Genomic DNA, 22,440 nt, shown 5'->3' on the forward strand with positions numbered 1-22,440 from the left:
CCGCAACGTTCGCAGCGCACCGCGGAGAGCGACAGTGGAATCACGTTCTGTGGAAAACGCCGGTCACTCGCTGGCGGCGGCGACGGTCACGCGGTCCTCCTTGCCGCGGGTGCCGCCCAGCTTGGCGTGCAGGATCATCTCGAGCTCGAGGCTGCGGCGCGGGTCGAACAGCTCGTCGCCGAAGAGCTGCTCCAGGCGGCGCAGCCGGTACCGGACCGTCTGCGGGTGGACGTGCATCTGGTTGCCGGCCTCGGTGGCGTTGAACTTGTTCTCCAGGAGCGAGAGGAGCGTCTCGGAGAGGCGTTCGGCCTGGACGGGCGAGATCGAGCGCAGCGGGGCCAGGCGGGCGACCGCGGCGTGCTCGATCAGCTCCTCGGCCCGGAAGATCGCGAGGGTCGGCACGTGGTCCATGCAGCGCACGACCTCGCCGTCCCGGATGACGCCGCGGCGGACGAGGGCCTGCGCCTCGCGAGCCCAGCGGAGCGACTTGCCCGTCTCGGCGGGCTGGACGGCGGGCCCGACGACGACGGTCCAGTCGCGCAGGAGCGGCTCCAGCATGCGCAGGCGGCCGGGCCCCTCGGGGTCGGGCAGGACGAGGACGAGCGGCGAGGCGGCCGGGTCAACGAGCACCTCCGGCGGGAGGGCCGGCGGCCGGAAGTCGGCCACGCCGCGCGGGTAGAGCGCGACGGCGGCGACGACGCGGGGCAGCCGCCACTCCGCGGTGCGGGCCGCGTCCTTGATCAGCTCGGCGGGCGCGGGCGGTTCGCTGAGCAGGAGGTTGAGCAGCCGGGCGCGGCGGCGGTGGACGGCCTCGCTGCTGCCGGCCAGCTCGATCTCGTACCCCTGGGTGACGAGCGCGGAGACCGCGTCCATGTAGCTGAACTGCGCGTCGGCGATCAGGCCGAGCGTGGCCCGGTCGATGTCGAGCGAGTCGGCCATGCCCGTGATGGCGCGCCAGGCGGAACGGGCGGTCTGGCACACCAGCCGGTGGACCTCGTCGAGGTCCTGGCCGTCGCGCGCCATCTCCCGGCCGAGCTCCACGTAGATGGGCGTGATGCGCTGCCAGGCGGCGTGCGGGTCCTCGACGAGCGCGTAGAAGTGCTCGAGCCCCTGAACGATGCGTTCCCGGATCTTCGCGGCGCGCGGGTCGCCCGGGACCGCGGCGGCCGGCGTGACGACGGTCAGCTGCTGCTGGCCGGTCCGGGCCGCGTGCGGCCGCATGCGCCGTGCGATGTCCCGGGGGATGGCTTCGAAGGGACTGACGTCCAGCTGCGCTTGCGTCATCGTCGCGGCTCCCTGCAACAACGGACCACTGTGATACCCCGAGTCCCACAAGAATGGCGCATCCGCCTCCCGCATTGATTGTCAAAACGGTGCGAGCTTTAGCGCGCCGATTGTGACCCCGGCTGACAAGACCGAATGTTGTTCAAGGTCAAAAGCCTGCGCGGAGTTGAACGAAGGTGAGTCCCCGGACGCGCCGAGAGCGGCCCGGTGATCGGGCCACCCTCGGGTGCGTACCACCTACAACCTGCTCTTGCGGGATCCCGCGTCCCAGATATCAGGGTGTGGTCTGCCCGGCCGGACGCGGGTGCGCGGCGAAGAAGGACCACAACATCTCGGTGCCCTCCACTCCGGCCGTACGGGTGGGCGTGGGCCACTCGTGCCCGCCGCCCGTCACCGTGCACAGCGCCACCTCGGTCAGGGCCCGGCCGGTGCTGAGGCAGCTCGTGGCGGCCTTGTTGAAGTAGTTGTGGCTGAGCGCGGGCAGGGCGGCCAGCCTCCGCCAGATGTCGACGACCGTCTGCACGGGCAGGAACGGGACCTTGACGTCGAAGTCCATGTTGCCGCCGCCGTTGTAGGGCACCGAGAAGTCGGACGTGCCGTGGAACGCCAGCAGCGACACCTTGGGACGTTTCGGACAGAGGGTGGCGAGCGCGCCGGAGACGACGCCGATCGCGGCGACCCTGTCCGGGCGTTCGCACACGTAGCGGTACGCCATGCCGCCGCCGTTGGAGAACCCGGTCAGGTAGATGCGCCGCGGGTCGGCCAGCTTCTCCCTGACGAGGGTGGCGATCAGCTCGTCGATGAACGCGACGTCGTCCACCCCGGCCAGGCGGGCGAACGAGCAGCACCCGCCGGCGTTCCAGGTGCGGACGAAGCCGTCGGGGTAGGCGACGACGAAGCCGTGCCGGTCTGCGACGGCGTCCAGGCCGCTCTGCTTCTGGATGTAGGCGCTGTCGTCGAGGCCGCCGTGGAGCGCGATCACGAGCGGCGGCGGGCCGCCGCGCCGCCGCTCGGGCACGTGCAGCAGGTACCGCCGCTCCCACTTCTCCCTGATGAGCCAGTTGAACGTGGGCATGGTGAGCGTGCGCGCGTGCGTGCCGGGCGTCGTCGGGTCCGCCGGCGCCGTGGGCTGAGCGGTCGTGGTGGGCTGAGCGGTCGTGGTGGGCTGGGCCGTCGTCGTGGGCTGGGCGGACGCCGCCGGATCGGAGGTCGCCGGGGGCTGGGCCGGCGCCGCCGTCGAGGCGGGAGCCTGGGGCCGGACGGGCACGGCCACCGCGGGCAGGGGGTGGGCGCTGCTGATGAGGACCATGGCCACCATCAGCGGAGCCGCCCGCATGATGATTCTCATGCCGCCGATCTTGCGTGCCCGATGGGGATGATCGCTAGAGGTGGGACGCGTGAAAAACCAATTGGTTTGTGGGTTCCGGCATACTCCCGGGGCACAAGATCGCGCTACGGATTCGAGGTTGTACCCCCGGTGAAGGTGTCGATGTTCGAGATCTTCCACCGGCCGGACCGCCGCACGGCGTCGACGGCGAGCATGGCGCCCGCGTAGGAGCTCTTGCCGTCCGTCCCCCGCGTGCTGCGCTGGTCGGCGAAGATCAGCAGCCGGGCCCGGTCGCCCTGCAACATCTTCACCGCGCTGTCGGTGACGGTCGTGGTGAGCACGAGCCTCTGCTCCGGCGCCGACTTGCGCACCAGGGCGAACATCGTGTCGTACTGCCGGACGGCCTTGCCGACGAGCAGATCCTTGGCGGCCCGCTCCGTCTTGCCGATGTCGGTGTGGTTGTAGGAGAAGACCGTGTTGACGACGTCGTTCACCGAGCCCTTCACCTCGCTGGTGCGGGCGTTGTCGGTGAGCGCCACGTTGCGGGTCGCCGGGGTGGCGCGCAGATCGCCGGCCTGCTGGTGCGACCAGACGGTGAAACCGCCCAGCAGGACCGTCACTGCGCCGAGGACGGTGGACAATCTGGTGAGCATGGGTGGTCCTTCGCGGTCCGCGTTTCTCAGGAGTTGCCGACGGGGGCGGGGCCCAGGGCGCTGACCTTCCAGCCCGCCGAGGTCCTGGTCAGCTCGGCGATGTGCCGGTCGCGCTTGGTGGCGGGCGCGCCGCTCGGCGGGGTGACGACGATCTCGACCGCGACGATGACCCGCGCCCTGCCCGCGTGGGCGTCCAGCTCGGTGATCGCGCTCTCCAGGATCCGCGCCCTGGTGACCGTCTTGGCCTGCTGGGTCTGCTGCTCGAAGGTCGCCCGGCCCTGCACGATGTCGGAGTTCATCTTGCCGGTGGTGGAGTCCTGCCAGGAGCGCAGGCTGGCGTCCAGCGTCCGGTAGTCCAGGGTGTTGAGGTTCTGGACCGCCTGCTCGCCGCTCTGCAGCGCCTGGTCGCGCAGCCGCGAGTACGCCAGCGAGTCGTCGTGCTCCGCCCCGTACCACGACCACCCCGACCACAGCGCGGCCAGCGCGGCGATCGAGACCAGCACGATCGCCACCACCCCCACCGGATCCCGCACCGGGTCACGCTCCCGCACCCGTGCGGACGTCCGCGGCCGTGCCCGTGCCCGTGCCTCCTTCTTCCGCTCAGGCTCGGGCTCCTCGTCCGGCTCGGACTCGTCCTCCGAGGCGGCCTCATCCTGCGTCTTGACCTTGTCCTCGGGCTTGTCCTCGGGCTCGGCCTTGGTCTTGTCCTCGGGTTTGGCCTTGTCCTCGGGCTCGGGCTTGGGCTCGGCCTCGGCCTCGGGCTTGGGTTTGGCCTTGTCCTCGGGCTTGGGCTCGTCGGTTTCCTCCATGACGCCCACCGCGGCTTCGTCGGCCATCGGTGTCACCCCCTTCGGCGAGATCGTCGGGTCAGCGGGACGTGAGCTCGGTGATGCGCCAGAGACCGTCCTGGAGCACTGCGGTGACCGAGAGCTGGGCGGCGGCCGTCGAGGCGCCGGGCTTGCCGTTCCGGGTGGTCACCTGGTCGAGGAACACCAGCAGCCGCGCCCGGTCGCCGGTCAGGCTGACCAGGCCGGCGCGCACGACCCGGGTCCTCAGGCTGAGGCCGCCGGCCGGCGCCTGCCGCTCGACCTGGGCGAACAGGCGGCGGTAGTCGGCCGCGGCGCGGCCGGTCAGGGACTCGGCGGCGGCACGTTCGGCGGTGGCGGTGTCGGCCGAGGAGTAGGTGAAGATCCGGGTGAGGGCGTTGCTCACGTCGCCGACGGCCTTGGTGGTGGCGTCGGCGTCGGTGAGGGCGCGGTTGGGAGACGTCTCGCCGCCCGCCTGGCCGCGCAGGGCGAACAGGCCGGCCGCCGCGAGGCCGATCACCACCGCGACGCAGAGGCGGAGGACGAACGGCCGGCGCGAACGGACGGCGGTGTGCTCGTCGTCCTCGGTCGACGGGTCCTCGATGATGGTCGCCATCGTGTTCTCCTCAGCCCGCGCCGACCGGGATCGCGGTCAGCGACTTGAGCTTCCAGCCCGCGGGCGTCCGGGTGAGCCCGGCCTCGTAACGTTTGCGCTGGACGGTGGGCTGCCCGGTGACCGGGGTGAGCCTGACCCGCACCGTGGCGATGATCTGTGCCGTGCCGGACCGCACGTCCAGCGACAACACCGCGGCGTCGTCGACCGTCGCGGCCGCGCTGGTGCGGGCCTTGAGGATCTTCTGCCGGCTCGTGGCCGACTCGCGCTTGAGCTGGTCGTGGAGCGGTCCGGTGGACGACGCGAGCCATTGGCGCAGCCCGGCGTCGCTCTGGTTCCAGTCCATGCTGTTGAGCGCCGCGACGTGCCGCTTGCCGGTGGTGAGGACGAGGTCGCGGTCCTTGCCGAGGTCGTCGCCGCCCGCGTTCCAGGTCCGGTGGAGCGACCAGCCCGACCAGCCGAGGAGCACCAGGGCGAGGGCGATCAGGAGCGTGCCGAGGCGGGTCGCGGTCATTCCCTGTCTCCGTTCAGCCCGAGGAGCCCGCCGAGACCGGTCGTCGTGGCGGTCAGCGCGGGCAGGCCGAGGGCGCCGGGCAGCGACGGGTCGCCTGCCGCGCTCATGAGCGAGTCGGGACGCGCCGGCACCGGCACTCCCCCGCGCGGGGCGTTGGCGGCGCCGCGCACGTTCACGCCGCTGGAGGCGGGCATCGTGCAGCGGGCGGCGGTGTTGAGCGGCGGCCCGGCCGACACGTCCAGGCCGTTGCGGTACCGCGTGCCGCCGTACCCCTGGGTGCAGGGCAACGGCTGGAAGAACGTGGTCACCATGCCGAAGTTGAGCTTGCCGTTGTCGATCATCGACGATCCGGCGGAGACCGCGTGGGGCACCTTGACCAGCAGCTCCTCCAGCCCGTTCACCCGCGTGAGCAGGATGTCGGAGGTGGTGAGCAGGTTGGCGAGCACCACGCTGAGGTTGGGGTCGAGGTCGCGGACGAGCCCGGCGAACTGCTCGGACGCGCCGGGCGCCGCGGCCACCAGCCTGCGGAAGTCGCCGTCGGACTCGCGCAGCTGCCGCGCCAGCAGGCGCGCGTTGGTGCCGAACGCCTTGAGCGAGCCGGCCTCCTGGTTCTGCGTGCGCAGGACGACCTCGCTGTCGACGATGAGCCGCGTGGTCGGCTGGACGTGCGCGTTCGCCTCGCGGGTGAACGCGGCGCCGCTGTCCAGGAGCGCCTGGAGGTTCTGGCTCTGCCCGGTGAACGCGGTGCCCAGCTCGCTGATCATCGTCCGGTAGTCGTCGAGCGGCACCGACCGGGACAGGTCGCTGACGCTGCGCAGGAGGTCGGTGACCGGGGCCGGGGTACGGGTGGAGGCGCGGTCGATCCGGGCGCCGGCCGCGAGGTACGGGCCGCCGGTGACCTCGGGGCGCAGGTCGATGTACTGCTCGCCGACCGCGGAACGGTTGGCCACGAGCGCCGCGCTCCTCTGCGGGATCTTGGGCGCCGACTTCTTGATGCGCAGCTCCGCGACGACCCCGTCGTCGGTGAGCCGGATGGGCCCGACGCGGCCGACCGAGACGCCGCGGTAGGTGACGTCCGCGTACTGCAGGAGCCCGCCGGCCTCGGCGAGGTCGACGTTCACCACGTAGTAGTCGCGGTAGCCGACGTAGCCGCCCAGGTTCGCGTAGCGGACGCCGACGAACGAGAGCGTGATGACGGCCAGCAGGGCGAAGGCCCACACCTTGACCCGGGTCACCATGGTGATCATCAGCCCTGCCCTCCCCCGACGGTCGGCGGCGCGACCGTCTCGGCGCCGCCGGCCGACGGCAGCGGCAGTGGCGGCGACGCCTCCCGCCGCCCGGCCGGCGCCTGCTCGCCCGCGGGGGTCTGCTTCCCGGCGGGCGCCTGCTTTCCGGCCGGCGCCGGGGACGTCGACGCGGTGATCGGCGGGACGAGCTTCGGCGTGCCGGGAACGGCGGCCACCGTGAGGTACACGTTCAGGTAGTCGCCCTTGATCGCGGGCAGCACCGCGTCGGTGAACGGATAGGTCAGCAGCACCTGGAGCGAGCGCGGCAGGTCGGTGCCGGAGTCCGCCAGCTTGCGCAGCGTCGGCTCCAGCGCCTTCAGGTCGGCGACCATGTCGTCCCTGCTCTTGTCGATCGTCGTCACCGCGATCCCCGACAGCCGGTCGAGCGCCTCGAGCATGCCCACCAGCGCGCCGCGCTGCCGTTCGAGCACCTTCAGGCCCGGCTCCAGGTCGTCCAGCACCGTGTTGATCTGCGCGCGGCGGCCGTTGAGCGTCGCGGAGAGCCGGTTGAGCCCGTCCAGCGCGTCGGTGATGCCCCGCTTGTTGCCGTCCAGCGTGGACGTCAGCTTGGTGACCTGCTGCAACATCGACTTGACCTGCGGCTCGTTGCCGTTCAGCGCGTTGTTGAGCTCGGTCGTGATCGTCTTGATCTGGTTGAGCCCGCCGCCGTTCAGCAGCAGCGACAGCGCGCCGAAGACCTCCTCGATCTCGGGGTTGCGGTTGGTCCGCTCGGCCGGGATCGTGCCGCCGTCGGCGAGCGTGCCGGTCGCGCCGGTGGACGGCGGGGTCAGCGCCACGTACTTCTCGCCGAGGAGGCTCGACTGGCGCAGCTGCGCGTACGCGTTCGCGGGCAGCTTGACGTCGCCGTTGACCAGGAGCGTCACCTCCGCCTCCCAGCCGCCGGCCGGCAGCGAGACCTTGCTGACCCGGCCCACCGCGACGTCGTTGACCTTGACCGCCGACTGCGGCACCAGGTTGAGCACGTTCGCGAACCGGGCCTTCACCTCGTACGGGCGTTTCCCGACGTCGGCGCCGCCGGGCAGCGGGAGGTCCTGCACGCCGCTGACCCCGCCGCCGCTGCAACCGGCGAGCACGGAGACGGCCAGCGCGGCCAGCGCGGCCCTGGGGCCGAGCGACGCGGCCCTGGGACCGATGGATGCGAGGCGGCGCATCAGCCGCCACCTCCGTTCACGGCCGGGAGCGGCAGCGGCGGTGCGCTCGTCGTGGCGGCGCCGCCCATGCTCAGCTCGTTGAGGTTGCCGCGGCCCATGAGGCCGCGGAGGGTCGGGTCGTAGGCGTTGAGGACGTTCTGCACGTTGAGCGGCTGGACGTCCAGCGCCTCGGCGAGGGAACGCCGCTGGTCGACGAGCACCTGCGTGATCGAGGCGAGCTTGTCCACGTTCGCCTTGATCAGCGCGCGGTTGTCCTGGATGAACGTCTTCACCTTGCCGAGGGCCTCGGCGAGCAGCCGCAGCGCGGCGGCCAGGTTCTCGCGGTCCGCGGCGAGGAACCCGGTCACGTCGGCGAGCTGCTGCTCGGCCTGCCTGACCTGGGAGTCGTTGGCCCGCAGCATGGTCGTGAACTTCTGCAGGTGGACGATCGTGCCGAACAGGTCCTTCTGCGAGCCGTTCAGCGTCCTGGCGGCCTTGCCGAGCTGCTCGACCGTCTCGCCGGTCGCCTGGCCGTTGCCCTCGAAGTTGCGGGCACCGGTGCGGAGGGCGTTCGACAGCGCGCCGTTCTTGTTGAGCCCGTTCGGCCCGAGGTCGGCGGCGAGCTTCTTGACCGTCCCGTAGAGGGTGTCGATCTCCACCGGGGTGCCGGTGCGGTCGCCGGGGATGACGGCGCCGTCCGCCATCCTCGTGCCGCCGGTGTAGGCCGGGGTGAGCTGGATGTAGCGGTCCGCGACGACGCTCGGCGCGATCACCAGCGCCCCCGCGTTCGCCGGGATCTCCACGCCGTGGTCGACCTTCAGCACGACCCTGACCCGGGTGGGCTCGGGCCGCACCGAGTCGATGGTGCCCACCTTCACGCCGAGGACGCGGACGTCGGAGCCCACGTACACGCCGACCGCCTGGGTGAAGTAGGCCGTGATCTTCGTGACCGGCCGGCCCGTCAGGACCGAGAACGCCACGGCGACGAGCACGACCGCCATGACCGCGGCGATCGCGACCGTCAGGGCCCGGCGCACGCGCCGGTACCGCCGGGCGCGCCGGTCGTTGAGGATGATGGTCTGCTGCATCAGCGGCCTCGCTTGGGGGGCTGGCACCGTCCGGGCTTCTGCTGCTCCGCCTGCTTGGGCGGCAGGTGGTACGAGGGCGGGACGGCGCCGCAGAGGTAGCCGTCCATCCAACGGCCGTTGCCGAGCGAGTTGCCGAGCAGCCGGGTGTAGGGGCCGGCGACCGACAACGCCCGGTTGAGGTCGGACCTGTTGCGTTCGAGCAGCGCCGCGACCCGGTCGAGGGACCGCAACGCCGGCGCGAGCTGCTTCTGGTTGTCGTCCACCAGCCCGGACAGCTCGGCCGACAACTTCTGGGTGCCGACGAGCAGCCCGTGAATGGCGTCGCGGCGTTTGCGCAGCTCGGCGAGCAGCAGGTTGCCGTCGCGCAGCAACGTCTCCACCTGCGTGGTCTGGCCGGCCATCGTGCCGGAGAACTTGTTGGTCCCGGCGAGCAGCCGCTTGAGTTCGCTGTCACGTTCGGCGATCACCTTCGACAGCGCCGTGACGCCGGTCAGGGCCTTGCGCATCGCGGGCGGCGTGCCCGCGAAGGCCGCGGAGAGCGTCTGGAGGCTCTCGCCGAGCTTCGCCGAGTCGAGGTTGACCAGCGAGGTGCTCAGGTCGTCGAACGCGGCGGTCACGTCGTACGGCGACATCGTCCGGGCGACCGGGATGGTGGCGTCCGGGTCCTGCGGGCCGGTGCCGAGCGGGTCGACGGCCAGGTACTTGTCGCCCAGCACCGTCTTGATCGAGATCGCGGCGGTGCTGGCGTCGCCGACCCAGGCGTCCTTCACCCGGAACGTGACCCTGACCCTGCCCCGGTCCAGCCTGACCCCGGTGATCTTGCCGACCTTCACGCCGGCGACCCGCACCTCGTTGCCCGGCCGCAGCCCGGCCGCCTCGCTGAAGTCGGCGCGGTACGTGGTGCCGCCGCCGATGACCGGCAGGTCGGCGGCACGGAACGCGGCCGCGCCGAGGACGGTGAAGAACACCATGCCGACGATGAAGACGGTGATCGGGTTGCGGTCCCGCACCCGCTTGAACAGCGGCCGGCGGAGGCGGGCGGGCCCGCGGAGGCGGGCCGGGCCGCGCGCGGGCCGCCCGGCGGGGGCGCCCTTCGTCCTGCTCATGACGTGCACCTCGCCTGGGTGATCGGGATGCCGGTGGGCGGCGGGCGCCGGGAGTCGGGGTACTGCTCGTACTGGACGCCCGACAGCGAGGCCTGGCACAGGTAGAGGTTCATCCAGGAGCCGTACGAGCCGAGGCGGCCGATGGCGTTCATCTTCACCGGCAGCGTGTTGAGGAACTTGTCGAGGGTGGCCGACTCGTCCGCCAGGTTCCCCGAGAGCCGGCCCAGCTGCGCGATGTCCTTCTTCAGCGGGTCCCGGCCGACCTCCAGGAGGCCCGCGGTGCTGCGCGCCAGGTCGTCCAGCGCGCCGATCGCCTCGCCGATCGGACGGCGGTCGGCGGCGAGGCCGGAGACGAGCCGCTGCAGCGTGTCGACCAGCTCCACCACCCGGCCGCTGCGGCCGTTGAGGGTGTCGAGCAGCCCATTGAGGTTGGCGATGACCTGGTCGATCACCTGGTCCCTGGCGGCGACCGTGCTGGTGAGCGAGCCGATGGTGGACAGCAGCGTCTCCAGCGTGCCGCCCTCGCCCTGGAAGACCTGGATGATCGACTCCGCCAGCTTGTTGATGTCGTTCGGCGACAGCGCCTGCATCAGCGGGCGGAAGCCGTTGAACAGCTGGGTGAGGTCGAGCGCGGGCTTGGTGCGTTCGAGCGGGATCGTGGCGCCGGGCCGGAGCGTGCCGGTGGAACCGGTGCCGCGGTCGAGCTCGACGTAACGCTGCCCGACCAGGTTGACGTACTTGATCGTGGCGGTCGCCGACGCCGGCAGCGTGCGGTCGCGCTCGATCGAGAACTTCACCTGGGCGATCCGCCGCTCGGTGACGCGCACGCCGTCGACCCGGCCGATCTGCACGCCGGCGATCCGCACGCTGTCGCCCTCGCGGAGCCCGGACGCGTCGGTGAAGCGGGCCGTGTAGCCGCGCGTGTCGCCGACGTTGGTCTGGGCGATGCTGACCGCGAGGACGGCCGTGGCCAGACCGGTGAACGCCACGAAGAGCAGCGACTTGACGAGCGGGCGTGCCATGCTCCGGCTCTTCATCGGACCGTCACCTCCTTGCCTCGGTAGATCGGGCCGAGCAGGACGCTGCTCCAGTCGGGGAGGGCGCCCGGCACCTCGTTGAGGCCGGGGGCGAGCAGTTCGTTGATGAGCCGGTTCTCCTCCGGGGAGTTGGGCAGCCCGAGCCCGCCACGGCTGATCCTGACCGTCGAGGCGTTCGCGGCGTACGGCACCGGGTAGCAGTCGGGGCCGCTCTTGTCGCGGTACACCGGCCTGTCCCGGCCGGGCCGGTAGGCACCCTTGGACCGCATGGTCGTGACGTTCACGTGCAGGCCGGGCTGCTTGGTGCCCTTGCCGAGGACCTCGTCCATCCTGGGGATGAAGTCGTTCAGCATGCGCAGCGTGCAGGGCAGCTCGGGCGAGTACTTGGCGAGCACCTGGAGGCTCGGCCTGCTGTGCGCCGACAGCCGGATGATGTTCTGGGAGTTCTCGTTCAGGAAGTCGGTGAGGTCCTGGGAGGCGGCGGTCACCGACGAGTAGACCGTGCTCAGCCCCGCCTGCTGGTCGACCAGCGTGCGGCTGGTGTACGTGGCGTCGTTGAGCGCCTGGATCACCTCGGGGACCGCGTCGCTGTAGTTGCGGGTCAGCGCGACCAGCTCGGTGATGTCGCGGTTGAGCGCGGGCAGCGTCGGGTTCATCTTCTTCAGGTAGGCGTCCAGCTCGACGATCGTCGTGCCGAGCTGCGCGCCGCGGCCGTCCAGCGCCTGCGCGATGGCGCTCAGCGTGAACGACAACTTCGCGGGCTCGATCGCGGTGAGCAGCGGCAACATGTCGTCCAGCACCTGCTGCAGCTCGATCGAGTTGGACGACCGGTCCTGGCTGATCACGCTGCCCGCCACGAGCCGCTGCGGGCTCGGCCGCAGCGGCGGGATCAGCGCCACGTACCGCTGCCCGAACAGCGTGGTCGGCAACATCTGGGCCGACACGTTCGAGGGGAGCATCCTCACCTTGTCCGGATGGATCGCCAGCCTGAGCGTCGCGCCGGAGCCGTTGGCGCGGATCTCCCGCACCTCGCCGACCGTGACGCCGCGCAGCTTGACGTCCGCGTACTGGTGCAGCGAGTTGCCCGTGCTCGCCGCGTGCAGCGTCACCATCGAGACCCTGGTGAACCGTTTGTCGTACACGGCCATCGACAGGACCACCAGCAGCACCGGGACCAGCAGGAAGACGACCCCGGCCAGCCTGCGCCGGAGCATGTCGCCCTGCTCCGTTCTCCGCCGCCCCTTGCTCATCCGGCCACCTTCACCGTCGTCGTGGTCCCCCAGATCGCCAGGCTCATGAAGAAGTCGGTGATGCCGATCAGCAGGATCGACGTGCGCACGGCCTTGCCGACCGCCTGGCCCACGCCCGCCGGTCCCCCGGCGGCGCGGAAGCCGTAGTAGCAGTGCGAGATGATCACCATCACGCTGAAGATGAAGACCTTGAGGAACGACAGCAGCACGTCCACCGGCGACAGGAACAACCCGAAGTAGTGGTCGTAGGTGCCGGCCGACTGCCCGTTGAACACCGTCGTGACGACCCGCGCCGAGAAGTACGAGCTGACCAGCCCGACCCCGTACAGCGGGATGATCGCCACGGTGCCCGCGACGATCCGCGTGGTCACCAGGTAGGGCAGGCTCGGGATGCCCATGACCTCCAGCGCGTCGATCTCCTCGTTGATGCGCATCGCGCCGAGCTGGGCGGTGAAGCCCGCGCCGACGGTCGCGCTCAGCGCCAGGCCGGAGACCAGCGGCGCGATCTCCCGGGTGTTGGCGTACGCGGACGCGAAGCCCGTGAACGCCGCCGACCCGATCTGCTGGAGCGCCGAGTAACCCTGCATGCCGACGACCACGCCGGTCGCCAGCGTCATCGCGATCATGACGCCGAGGGTGCCGCCGACGACCCCGAGGCCGCCGCTGCCGAACGCGACCTCCGACAGCAGCCGCTGGACCTCCTTGAGGTACCGGCGGATCGTGCGCGGCGTCCACAGCAGCGTCTTCGTGTAGAAGATGAGCTGGTCGCCGGGCTGGTCCAGGAACCGGAACGCACGGCCCGGGTTCCGGAGCGCCCTTCTGCCGGGGAACGGGATGCTCATCGGTCATCCTCCCTTCGGTGGGACGACCTGCAGATAGATCGCGGTGAGGAGCATGTTGACGACGAAGAGCACGAGGAACGCGTAGACGACGGACTGGTTGACCGCGTCCCCCACGCCCTTGGGGCCCTTGCCGGGGTTGAGGCCCAGGTAGGACGAGACGACCCCGGCGATGAAGCCGAAGATGAGCGCCTTGACCAGGCCCACGTACAGGTCGGGGAGCTGGGCGAGCGCGGAGAAGCTCGCGAGGTAGGCGCCCGGCGTGCCGTCCTGCATGAAGACGTTGAAGAAGTAGCCGGCGCTCACCCCGACGACCGAGACCAGCCCGTTGAGCAGGACCGCGACGCCCATGCAGGCCACGACCCGCGGCACCACCAGCCGCTCGATCGGCGAGACGCCCAGCACCATCATCGCGTCGATCTCTTCGCGGATCGTGCGCGAGCCCATGTCGGCGCACATCGCCGACCCGGCCACGCCCGACACCAGCAGCGCCACCACCATCGGGCTCGCCTGCTGGATGATGACCAGCACGCTGGCCGCGCCGGTGAAGCTCTCCGCGCCCAGCTGCTGGATCAGCGAACCCACCTGCAACGACGTGACCGCGCCGAACGGGATCGACACGATCGACGCCGGCAGGATCGTCACGCTCGCGATGAACCAGAACTGGTCGACGAACTCGCGGAACTGGAACTTCGTGCGGAACAGCAGCCCGATCACGGTCGCCGCGAGCTGGAACACCTGTCCGATGGTCCGCATCGCGTTGACCGGGAACGCCAGCGCCCGAGCCGTCTGACTCGTCACGACCGGCCCCCGGCGGGCGGGGTCTCGATGCTTTTCACGGGCTCCTCACAACGCTTTTTCATTCACCGCTCCAAGCTTATGGAGATGATCTCCAAAAGCCATTTCGGCAGGCAATGAAAGCCTTTTAGTTCACGCTAGTGCCCGGCCCCTTGCCGGACTATGCGGGCCGCCCCACAAATTCGACTTCCGGGGCGCCGGTCATTGTCAGGAAACTGACAAACTCAGATTCCGACGCCGTTGCACTGCGGGGCGTCGCTGAAGGCGGTGTTGAGTTCCACGTTGGCCCTGAGCTCCTTGGCGGGGCCCTGGTAGGAGTTGAACCCGCTCATCCTGGTCTGGTGGGAGCCGAGCGCCCTGGTGAGCGACTTCATGTCGGTGACCCTGGTCTTCTCGATGCTGGCCGTGACGGAGGTCAGCTCGTCGCGGACCTGCGTCAGGTTGGCCAGGGCGGTCCGGTAGGCCGTCGCCCCCACCGGCGGCGCGCCGGCGGCGCTCAGGCTGGTCGCCTGCGCCGACAGCTGGTCGTTCATGTCGCCGAGGAAGCCGAGGATCGCGGTCTGCGACTTCCTGGCGTTCTTCGGGTCCAGCGCCGGCGCCTGCACCTTCCTGGTGTTCTTCTTGACGCCGTCGCAGACCTTGGCGGCCCAGGCGACCTTGGGGTCGGGCTTGTCGTCGTCTCCGCCGCAGGCGGACATCGGGAGGACCACCAGGCCGGCGAGCGCGATCCCGCAGAACATGCGTCGCACCATGTTTCTTCTCCTTATGCACTTCCCGATGTGCCGGGAATGTTACAGACGAGGGCGAGTCCGCCAACAGTCGCGCAGCAGGAATGTTGGCCCAGGAAAGCCGCCCGGGAATTCTTTGTCATTCGGTGATGAGTTCACCGGCCGAGTGCTCCCGTTCCGGCGTGATCCGACAGCTCCTGCGCCGAGCTCTGCAAGATCACGTCAAGACGGGTGGCCGTGGTCGAAGGGCCGGGGGATCGGGGTCCGGGGCGCCCCCGCCGCCGCCTGACGCGGCGGCGGGGGCTCCGTTCATGACCTGACGATCAGTGGCCGGGTGTCACTTCTTGGTGGCCTTCAGGTCGACGGTGTTCCCAGGACCGGCGACGAGCGCGCTGATGATCTGGGTGAGCGGGCCGCAGCCCGTGAGGGCGGGCAGCGTGTAGGTGCCCTTGAGCGTCCCGCCGGTGCCCACGTTCCAGTCGGTGGACTTCAGCGGGATGGTGGCGGCGGAGCCGGTCTGGCAGTTCGCACCGCCGCCGACCTCCATGCCGAACACCTTCACGACCGGGACCTTGACGATCGTCTTGGTCTCGGTGGACAGGGCGGAACCGGACACGGTGCCGGTCGTCTTGCCCTGCGGCACGAAGGTGATGTTGGCCGTGGCCGGGATGAACCCGAAGATCGAGAACGTCCCGGTGGCCGGGTTCAGCGTCAGATCGGCGCTGACCTTGCCGCCGTCGATCACCGCGGTGACCGAGCCGCTGAGGCCGACCTTGCCGTTCGCGCCCTTGATGGCGGACGTGCCGGCGAGCCCGTAGGTGTTGCCACCCGCGGGCGGGTCGATCTTCGCGGTGGTCGGCGGGGTGCTGCGGCCGGACTCGTTGCCGGCCTTGTCGGCCGCCGCGACCTCGAAGGTGTAGGTGCCGGCCGCGAGACCGGTCACCGCCTTCTTCGGCTCGGTGATCACACCGGGCACCTTCTGGCCGTTCTGGTACAGCACGTACCCGGCCAGGCCCGAACCGCCGTCCTCGTCCTTGGCCGCGGCCCAGGTGAGGTTGACGGTGCTGCCCGCGACGGCGGCCTTGACGTCGGCCGGGACCGAGGGGGCCGTGACGTCCGGCTTGGCCGGGGTCTTGACGCTGACCTCGGCCGGCGTACCGGTGCCGTGGTCGTTCACGCCGGTGACGGTGACCTTGTAGTCGGTCAGCGGGCTGAGGCCCTTGACGGTGTACGAGGTGGCGGTGACCTCCTCGGCCCCCGAACCCCAGTCGACCTTGTACTTGTCGGCGCGGTCGGCCGGGTTCCACTTCAGCGACACCGAGTCGAAGGTGCTGCCGGTCACCTCGAGACCGTTGACGGCGCCGGGCTTCTGGTCCGGCTCCTGGTCGGTCTTCGCGGTGGCGGTGGCGGCACCGCCGGTGCCGGCGGTGTTCACTCCGGCGACCGAGAAGGTGTAGTCGGTGGCCGGGGTCAGGCCGTCGATGGTGACGGTGGTGGCGCCACCGGCGACGTCCTTGGTCTGGTCGCCGTAGGTGACCTTGTACGAGGTCGCCCGCGCGGCGGCGTTCCAGCCGAGCGTCACGGTGTTGTGCGTCTTGCCGGTCACGGTCAGGCCGGTCAGGTCGGCCGGCTTCTCGTCCGGCGCCGGGTCGGTCTTCACGTTGACCTGGGCGGCGTCACCGGCGCCCGCGCTGTTCACGCCGGCGACGGAGAAGGTGTAGTCGGTCTCCGGCGTCAGGCCCTCGACGGTGGTCTCGGTGGCGCCACCGACGACCTCCTTGGACTGGTCGCCGTAGGTCACGACGTACTTGTCCGCGCCCGCGGCGGCGTTCCACTTCAGCGATACCGTGTTGTGGGACTTGCCGGTCGACTCGAGACCGGTCACCGGCACGGGCTTGACGACGGGCTCGGTGTCGGTCTTCTGCGAGACCGTCGCCGCGCCGCCGGTGCCTGCGCTGTTCTTGCCGGCCACCGAGAAGCTGTAGTCGGTGTCGGGGGTCAGGCCGGCGATGGTGACCGTGGTGGCGCCACCGGTGACCTCTTCGGTGTTGCCCGCGTACGACACGGTGTACGACTCCGCGCCGGTGGCGGCGTTCCACTTGAGGGACACGGTGTTGTGGGTCTTGCCGGTCGCCTCGAGACCGGTCACCGCGGCCGGCACCTGGACCGGCTCGGGGTCGGTCTTCTGCGCGACCGTCGCCGCGTCGCCGGGACCGGCGCCGTTCACGCCGGCCACCGAGAAGGTGTAGTCGGTGTTCGGGGTCAGGCCGTCGATCACCGCGGTGGTGCCGGTGACCTCCTTGGTCTGGTCGCCGTACTTCACGGTGTACGAGGTGGCGCGGGCCGCCTCGCTCCAGGCCAGGGTCACGGTGTTGTGCGTCTTGGCCGTCGCCTGGAGACCGGTGACCGCGGCCGGCTTCTGCAGGATCGTGGTCGCCTGGACCTCCGCGGGAGGCGAGGCCCCGGCCGCGTTCACGGCCACGACCTTGAGCGTGTACTGCTTGCCCGCCTCGAGGCCGGTCACCGTGTACGAGGTGCCGGTGACGTTCTCGGCGACCTTGGTGTCACCGTTGTAGACGGTGTAGCTGGTCGCGCCCTGCGAGGCGTTCCACTTCAGCGGCACGGTCGTGTCGGTGGCGGCACCGTCGACCGCAAGACCCGTGACCGCGGCGGGCGGCTGCGGGGTCGAGTCACCGATCGTGAACCGGCTGATGATGTTGTCCTGGCCCGCGACCAGCGTGCAGGTCCGGGTGAACGTGCCGAGGTCGGGGTGCGGCGAGCCGTCCGCGAGCCGCGGCGTCAGGGTCAGGTCGATCTTCTCCACCGACAGCGAGGCGTCGCCCGCCTGGGCGAAGACCAGCTGCGGCGCCCCACCGGCGGCCGGGATCACCAGCGGCTGGTACGGCGGACCCGGCGGGATCTCGGTCTTGTTGATCGGCAGCTTCACCCGGGCGAGCAGGCCGGCCGTCCCGGGGACCTCAGGTGCCCGGAGCGTGGACCAGGCCAGCGCCGTGCCCTCGACCGTCTTCACGGGCGGGTCGAGCGTCAGCAGGCCCTCGGTGGTCTCCGGGTCCGTCGTGCTGACCGACTGGATCGCGATCCGCGGCGCGTAGGTGTTGAGCGGGATCTGCGCCGGGTAGTCGATCGAGGCCTTCACCGAAAGGGGGTGCCGGCCGATCAGCGGGTACGGGCAGGTGTAGTTGAGGGTGATCTCGTTGAGGCGCGGCTCGTAGGTCTTGGTGCCCGGCTCGGTGCCCTGCGGCGTCGGCCGGTTGACCTTCGCGGGCGCCGGGCCGCCGCTGGGGGCACCGCTCTCGGTGATCTCCACCTGAGCCAGGACGTTGTCCTGGTTCGGCTTCTGGTAGCACGTGACGTTCAGCGTGCCCAGCGCGGTCGGGTTGCCGGCCGCGTCCTTCGGGGTGACCGTCAGCGTGATGTTGCCGACGTTGATCTGGCCCCAGCCGGCCGTGTCGAACGTCAGGGAGGGGGTCTGGCCGGTGGCCTTGACCGAGAACGGGCCGGACTCGGGGACGTTGGTCTTCTCCAGCGCGACGGTGGTGTTCGCACCGACGCCGTTGGGGAAGTCGGGGGTGTACACACGCGCCTGCGCCACGGCCGAGCCCTCGATCGTGGCGGCGTTCATCGTGTACAGGCCCTCGGTGGTGTCCGCGCCGATCGTCGTGGTCGCGTTGACCACGAAGCGCGGGACCGCCTCGCCCACCTGGACCGACTTGGGGATGTCGGAGGTGATGTCGGCGGTGATGTCCTTCGTGCCGATCAGCGGGTAGTTGCATCGGTAGCCGAGCGACAGCGAGACCGGCTCCGCCGAGGCGGTTCCCGTCCCTACCACGCCGACCAGGCCGGACACGGCCATGCTCGCGGCGGCCAGGACCGCGGTGGTCCTGACTCTCCTGAACGATCTCTTACGTTTCACCTGCTACCTCTCGTTTGTGAGACAGGTCGGGCCGCCCCCGGCACCGGACGTGCCGGCGCCGGGGGCGCTGCCCTGGTCAGGGGGTCGGGGCCGGAGGTCAGGCCTTGGGGGTGAGGTTGAGGTCGATCGTGTTGCCGGTGCCGGCGGCGAAGAGGCTGAGGATGCCCTCGAGGGGACCGCAGTCCTTGATCGCGGCGATCTTGTAGTCCTTGGTGCTGATCGCGCCGCCGGTCTTCGGGTTGAAGAACTGGCCGCCGGCGGAGGTGAGCTTGACCACGGAGGGCTCGGTGGTCTTGCAGTTCGCGCCGCCGCCGACCGGGATGGCGCCGAACACCAGGAAGTTCGGCATCTTCACGTTCATGGTCGAGGTGGTGGCGATCTCACCGTTGGCGTAGGTGCCGGTGGTCTTGCCGATCTGCTCGAAGTCGACCTCGGCGGTGACGGGCAGGAAGCCCAGGATGTTCATCTGGCCGGAGGTCTTGTTGAGCACCAGGTCGCCGGTGATGGCGCCGGTGGCGCCGTCCACGTCGACGCCGATGTTGCCGGTGAGCGGCACCTTGCCGTTGGCGTTCTTGATGAACGACTCGCCCTTGAGGTTGAAGCCGTACTTCAGCACGCCGGGCGCCACGGGGGCGGCGGAGTAGGGGAAGTACGACGGGACCGGCAGGGCGGGCGGCAGCGTCTGGTCGCCGTCGACGATCTCGGCCGTGACCACGGTCGGGTCCTGGCCGGCGTCCTGGGTGCACGCTGCCTTGAACGTGCCGAGGGCGGCGGGGCCGCCGTCCTTCTTCTTCAGGAGGATGGTGAAGTCCATCGCGCCGAGCTTCGCGACGACCTGGCCGGCCTCCTCGAAGGTCACCGCCGGGGCCTCGCCGTAACCCTTGAGCTGGAAGGGCCCGCTCGCGGGGATGGACGCCGGCTGGATGGCGTTCTTAATGTTGACGTTGAGGCCGTTGGGGTAGCCCGGGCCGACGATGTTGGCCTTCGCGTCCGCCGCGCCCTCGATCGTGGCGCCGTCCACGGCGTTCAGGCCGTCGGTGGTGTCCGCGCCCAGCGTCGCGGTGAAGTTCACCTGGATCTTGCCGCTGCTCTGGTTCACGCCGATCTTGCTCGCGACGTTGGTCTCGATGTCGACCTTGACCTGGCGCTTCCCGATGAGGGGGTAGTTACAGGTGTAGGTGAGCGATTTGGCGGCGGCAGCGGCGGAGGGGGCCGCGGAGGCCGTGCCCGCACCCATCGCGCCGGTGAGGCCGGCGACGAGGCCGGTGGCCGCGCCGAGGACGATTCCCGTCCTGAGCCGTGCTGATTTCTTCTGCACTCGTACCTCTCCCAAGGTTGATGTGTAGTGGTGCACATCACAGACGTTTCGGGAACGTAAACTACTCCCGAGTAGACAATTGGTCATCAGGCCCACGTGACAAACTTTTCGGGCCTACACTCACTGTTTCCCAAAGCATTTATCTGGCTCGTCGAACTCTCCGGACATGCCGATATTCACGTCCGGAGCATTCTTCTGAGTTATTTGTCGTCCGATGACAGTTCAGGCCACCGGAGCGGCCGAGAGGGTCAGCCGGATCCGCTCTTCTGGCAGGCCTTCATCGCGGCGGCCACCTTGGGGTCATCGGTCTTGGGCAGGAAGGGCTCCCCGGCCGCGGGGACGGGAGCCCCCTTCTCCTTCATGCAGGTCCGGAGCGCCTCGATCTTGGACTGGAGGCCGGAGTCGGAGCTCATGAACATCTGCGCCGCGCACTTCTGGGCCGCCTCCCGCTCCTGCGGAGACAGGCTCGCGCCGGGGCTCGGAAGCCCTTTCATGCCCTGCTTCCGCATACATTCGGTGAGCTTCTGCTTGGCCTCCGCGGCGCGCTTCTCGGCGTCGAGCGCCGTCGTCGGCACGCCATTTCCCGCGTTCGTCGCGGGCGCTCCGGACACCTTCGCCGGATCGGCGGAGTCAGGCCCGGGCCCCTCGTCTCCCCCGCAGCCGGCGGCGAAGAACAGCGCCCCGGCGAAGGCGACGATTCCGAACGACCTCGTCCACGCTCTCATTGACAATTCTCCTTCGCACGGCGCCGGCTCCCGGTTCAGCGCACCGGGTCGACGGGCAGGCATTCGGCCGTCTCCTTCTTGCAGATCGGCCCCTGCTTGATCTTGATCAGGTTGCCGCTGCCGGAGACCGCCCCGGTGAACAGCGGATCGAGGTCCTCGCCCACCCCGCACCCGGCGAAGGCGGGGATCGCCGTCGTGCCCTTCAGCACGCCGCCTTCGAGGATGTCCTTGTAGTCGGCCGGGCTCGCGGTGAGCCCGATCTTCATCGGCGTCCCGGTCTGGCAGCGGGCGCCCACGTTCACCGGGGCGCCGTTGGCCGTCGCGTCGTAGATGCGCACCCGCATCGTCGCCGACGCCTTGATGTCGTAGCCGTCGCCCTTGTACTCGCCCTCGAGCGAGCCGTCGCCGATCTGGGTGAGCTCCATCGTCGCCGTGGTCGGCATGAACCCGAACGTGAGGAACGTGGTCGTGGACCGGAGCGGGCGGGTGAACCTGAACCTGGCCTTGACGTACTTCTGCTCGACGGTCTTGAACGCCACGTTCGCGAACGCCGGGCCCTGCCGCGGGTCGTTGACGATCGCCGCGCCGTCGAGCTTCTGGACGTTGTTGAACCCCGACATGTAGACGCATCCCCGCGAGGCGAGGTCGGCCGGGGCGTCCGGGTACTCGCCGCATCCCTGGGGCGCGCCCTTGAGCGTGCGGACGGTGACCGGCCTGCTGAACGGCGACACGTTGCCCGCCGCGTCCCGGGCACGGACGGCGAAGGTGTACGACGTCAGCGGCTGGAGCCCCTCGACCCACCCCTCGGGTTCGCCGGTGCCGGGGAACGAGGCGGCGAGCTTCCCGCCGTTGTAGATGTCGTAGAAGGCGACGCCGACGTTGTCGGTGGAGGCGCCCCACTTCAGCCGGACCCAGATGCCGCCGACGTGGGTCGCCGACGGGTCCCCCGGCGTGGTCGGCGGCACCCGTTCCGGCACGTCCGGCCCCAGCTGGACCGTGACCGGGTCGCTCGGCTCGGACTCGTTGCCGTAGAAGTCGCGCGCCGTGACGGTGAAGGTGTGCGCCGACTCGGGCGTCAGGCCGGTGAGCGTGGCCGTGGTGTCCGGGCCGTAGGTGCTGAGCACCTTCTTGGTGCCGTCGTAGACGTTGTAGCCGCTGACGCCGATGTCGTCGCTCGCCGCACCCCACTTCAGCGACGCGGTGGTCCCCGTCTGCGCGGTGACGCTCGGCCTGCCCGGCGTGCCGGGCGGCTGCGTGTCCTCCGCGACGATGGTGAACTCGGCCAGCAGGTCGCTTCCCGACGTGCGCGCGCAGGGCACCTCCAGCCCGTCCTCGAAGTCGGTGGGGCTGCCGTCCGCCTTGCGCAGGATCGGAAAGAGGACCAGCTCCCGCAGGACGAGCCTGCCTGCACCCGGCTCCTCGAAGGCCAGGCCGACCGTCGAGCCCGAGGCCGGGACCTTGAACGCGCCGGCCGGCGGGATGCTCGACTTGGCGATCTCCGCGCGCGGGGCGACCGAGACGCCGTTCGGGTACTCGGGCGTGACCGCGGCCGACCGGGCCAGGGCCGTGCCCGACAATGTGGCGGCGTCGAGCGTCCGGAGCCCGTTCGTGGTCTTGTCGTTGATCATCGACACGGTGTCGAAGATGATCCGCGGCACCGGCCGCTCACCGACCACCGCCACCTTGGGCATGTTGGTCTTGATGGTGATGTCGAGGTCCTGGGCTCCGATGAGGGGGAACTCGCACCGGAACCGCATCGTGACCCCCTCCGGGGCGGCCGCGGCCGGGGCCGGGCGCGACACGACGGTGACGACGGCGAGAAGGCCGCAGACGAGTCCCGCGGCGGCGACGAGGGCCCAGCCGGCCCGGCGCCAACCCGAGATGATCCTGACGTTCATTGCCGCCTCTCGTACGGAACGGGGGACTGCCGCCCAAGAGTAGAGAGGCAATTAACCGCGGCGTAATACCGAACACCACATCCGC

At 70.3% G+C, this 22,440-nt stretch carries 19 protein-coding genes; all 19 read right to left on the reverse strand.

Going from position 1 to position 22,440, the window contains the following annotated elements; all coding sequences use genetic code 11:
* Nucleotides 1-63 precede the first annotated feature (63 nt).
* Nucleotides 64-1,284 (reverse strand): helix-turn-helix domain-containing protein, encoded by a 1,221-nt coding sequence (locus ABZ810_RS45515; RefSeq protein ID WP_358414310.1) that lies wholly within the window; start codon nt 1,282-1,284, stop codon nt 64-66.
* A gap of 274 nt (nt 1,285-1,558) precedes the next feature.
* Nucleotides 1,559-2,632 carry a PHB depolymerase family esterase gene (locus ABZ810_RS45520; RefSeq protein WP_358414313.1) on the reverse strand — a complete coding sequence of 358 codons (1,074 nt, stop codon included), beginning with the start codon at nt 2,630-2,632 and terminating at the stop codon, nt 1,559-1,561.
* A 104-nt stretch (nt 2,633-2,736) separates the two neighbouring features.
* The gene (locus tag ABZ810_RS45525; RefSeq protein WP_358414316.1) at nt 2,737-3,264 is read right to left on the reverse strand and encodes a hypothetical protein; all 528 of its coding nucleotides are present in this window, start codon (nt 3,262-3,264) and stop codon (nt 2,737-2,739) included.
* Nucleotides 3,265-3,290: 26 nt separating this feature from the next.
* Nucleotides 3,291-4,100, reverse strand: a complete 810-nt coding sequence (locus ABZ810_RS45530; protein ID WP_358414319.1) for a hypothetical protein — start codon at nt 4,098-4,100, stop codon at nt 3,291-3,293.
* 31 nt (nt 4,101-4,131) lie between these two features.
* On the reverse strand, nt 4,132-4,686 hold the full coding sequence (locus ABZ810_RS45535) for a hypothetical protein (RefSeq protein WP_358414322.1): 555 nt from the start codon (nt 4,684-4,686) through the stop codon (nt 4,132-4,134).
* A 10-nt stretch (nt 4,687-4,696) separates the two neighbouring features.
* Nucleotides 4,697-5,197: a hypothetical protein gene (locus ABZ810_RS45540; protein ID WP_358414325.1), complete on the reverse strand. Its 501-nt coding sequence runs from the start codon at nt 5,195-5,197 to the stop codon at nt 4,697-4,699.
* The gene (locus ABZ810_RS45545) at nt 5,194-6,444 is read right to left on the reverse strand and encodes an MlaD family protein (RefSeq protein ID WP_358414328.1); all 1,251 of its coding nucleotides are present in this window, start codon (nt 6,442-6,444) and stop codon (nt 5,194-5,196) included. Before ABZ810_RS45545 ends, ABZ810_RS45540 begins: the two co-directional genes overlap by 4 nt.
* Nucleotides 6,444-7,655, reverse strand: a complete 1,212-nt coding sequence (locus tag ABZ810_RS45550) for an MCE family protein (RefSeq protein ID WP_358414330.1) — start codon at nt 7,653-7,655, stop codon at nt 6,444-6,446. The genes ABZ810_RS45545 and ABZ810_RS45550 overlap by 1 nt, the downstream gene beginning before the upstream one ends.
* Nucleotides 7,655-8,722, reverse strand: coding sequence for an MCE family protein (locus ABZ810_RS45555; RefSeq protein ID WP_358414332.1), 1,068 nt, complete (start codon nt 8,720-8,722; stop codon nt 7,655-7,657). The genes ABZ810_RS45550 and ABZ810_RS45555 overlap by 1 nt, the downstream gene beginning before the upstream one ends.
* Nucleotides 8,722-9,828, reverse strand: coding sequence for an MCE family protein (locus ABZ810_RS45560; protein WP_358414334.1), 1,107 nt, complete (start codon nt 9,826-9,828; stop codon nt 8,722-8,724). Before ABZ810_RS45560 ends, ABZ810_RS45555 begins: the two co-directional genes overlap by 1 nt.
* The gene (locus ABZ810_RS45565) at nt 9,825-10,865 is read right to left on the reverse strand and encodes an MCE family protein (RefSeq protein WP_358414337.1); all 1,041 of its coding nucleotides are present in this window, start codon (nt 10,863-10,865) and stop codon (nt 9,825-9,827) included. Before ABZ810_RS45565 ends, ABZ810_RS45560 begins: the two co-directional genes overlap by 4 nt.
* On the reverse strand, nt 10,862-12,115 hold the full coding sequence (locus ABZ810_RS45570) for an MCE family protein (RefSeq protein WP_358414340.1): 1,254 nt from the start codon (nt 12,113-12,115) through the stop codon (nt 10,862-10,864). The genes ABZ810_RS45565 and ABZ810_RS45570 overlap by 4 nt, the downstream gene beginning before the upstream one ends.
* Nucleotides 12,112-12,957, reverse strand: a complete 846-nt coding sequence (locus ABZ810_RS45575; protein WP_358414343.1) for an ABC transporter permease — start codon at nt 12,955-12,957, stop codon at nt 12,112-12,114. The genes ABZ810_RS45570 and ABZ810_RS45575 overlap by 4 nt, the downstream gene beginning before the upstream one ends.
* Nucleotides 12,958-12,960: 3 nt before the next feature.
* Complete coding sequence (locus ABZ810_RS45580) at nt 12,961-13,710, reverse strand: ABC transporter permease (protein WP_358414432.1); 750 nt, start codon at nt 13,708-13,710, stop codon at nt 12,961-12,963.
* A 266-nt stretch (nt 13,711-13,976) separates the two neighbouring features.
* Nucleotides 13,977-14,504 (reverse strand): hypothetical protein, encoded by a 528-nt coding sequence (locus ABZ810_RS45585; protein ID WP_358414346.1) that lies wholly within the window; start codon nt 14,502-14,504, stop codon nt 13,977-13,979.
* A 313-nt stretch (nt 14,505-14,817) separates the two neighbouring features.
* Nucleotides 14,818-18,414 carry a fibronectin type III domain-containing protein gene (locus ABZ810_RS45590; RefSeq protein ID WP_358414349.1) on the reverse strand — a complete coding sequence of 1,199 codons (3,597 nt, stop codon included), beginning with the start codon at nt 18,412-18,414 and terminating at the stop codon, nt 14,818-14,820.
* Between the two features lie 97 nt (nt 18,415-18,511).
* Nucleotides 18,512-19,732 (reverse strand): DUF6801 domain-containing protein, encoded by a 1,221-nt coding sequence (locus tag ABZ810_RS45595; RefSeq protein WP_358414352.1) that lies wholly within the window; start codon nt 19,730-19,732, stop codon nt 18,512-18,514.
* Nucleotides 19,733-19,980: 248 nt separating this feature from the next.
* Entirely contained in the window at nt 19,981-20,457 is a 477-nt protein-coding gene (locus ABZ810_RS45600; RefSeq protein ID WP_358414354.1) for a hypothetical protein, read from the reverse strand.
* A 35-nt stretch (nt 20,458-20,492) separates the two neighbouring features.
* Entirely contained in the window at nt 20,493-22,355 is a 1,863-nt protein-coding gene (locus ABZ810_RS45605; protein ID WP_358414357.1) for a fibronectin type III domain-containing protein, read from the reverse strand.
* Nucleotides 22,356-22,440: the final 85 nt, after the last annotated feature.

Source organism: Spirillospora sp. NPDC047279 (assembly GCF_040643285.1).
Classification (GTDB): Bacteria; Actinomycetota; Actinomycetes; order Streptosporangiales; family Streptosporangiaceae; genus Spirillospora.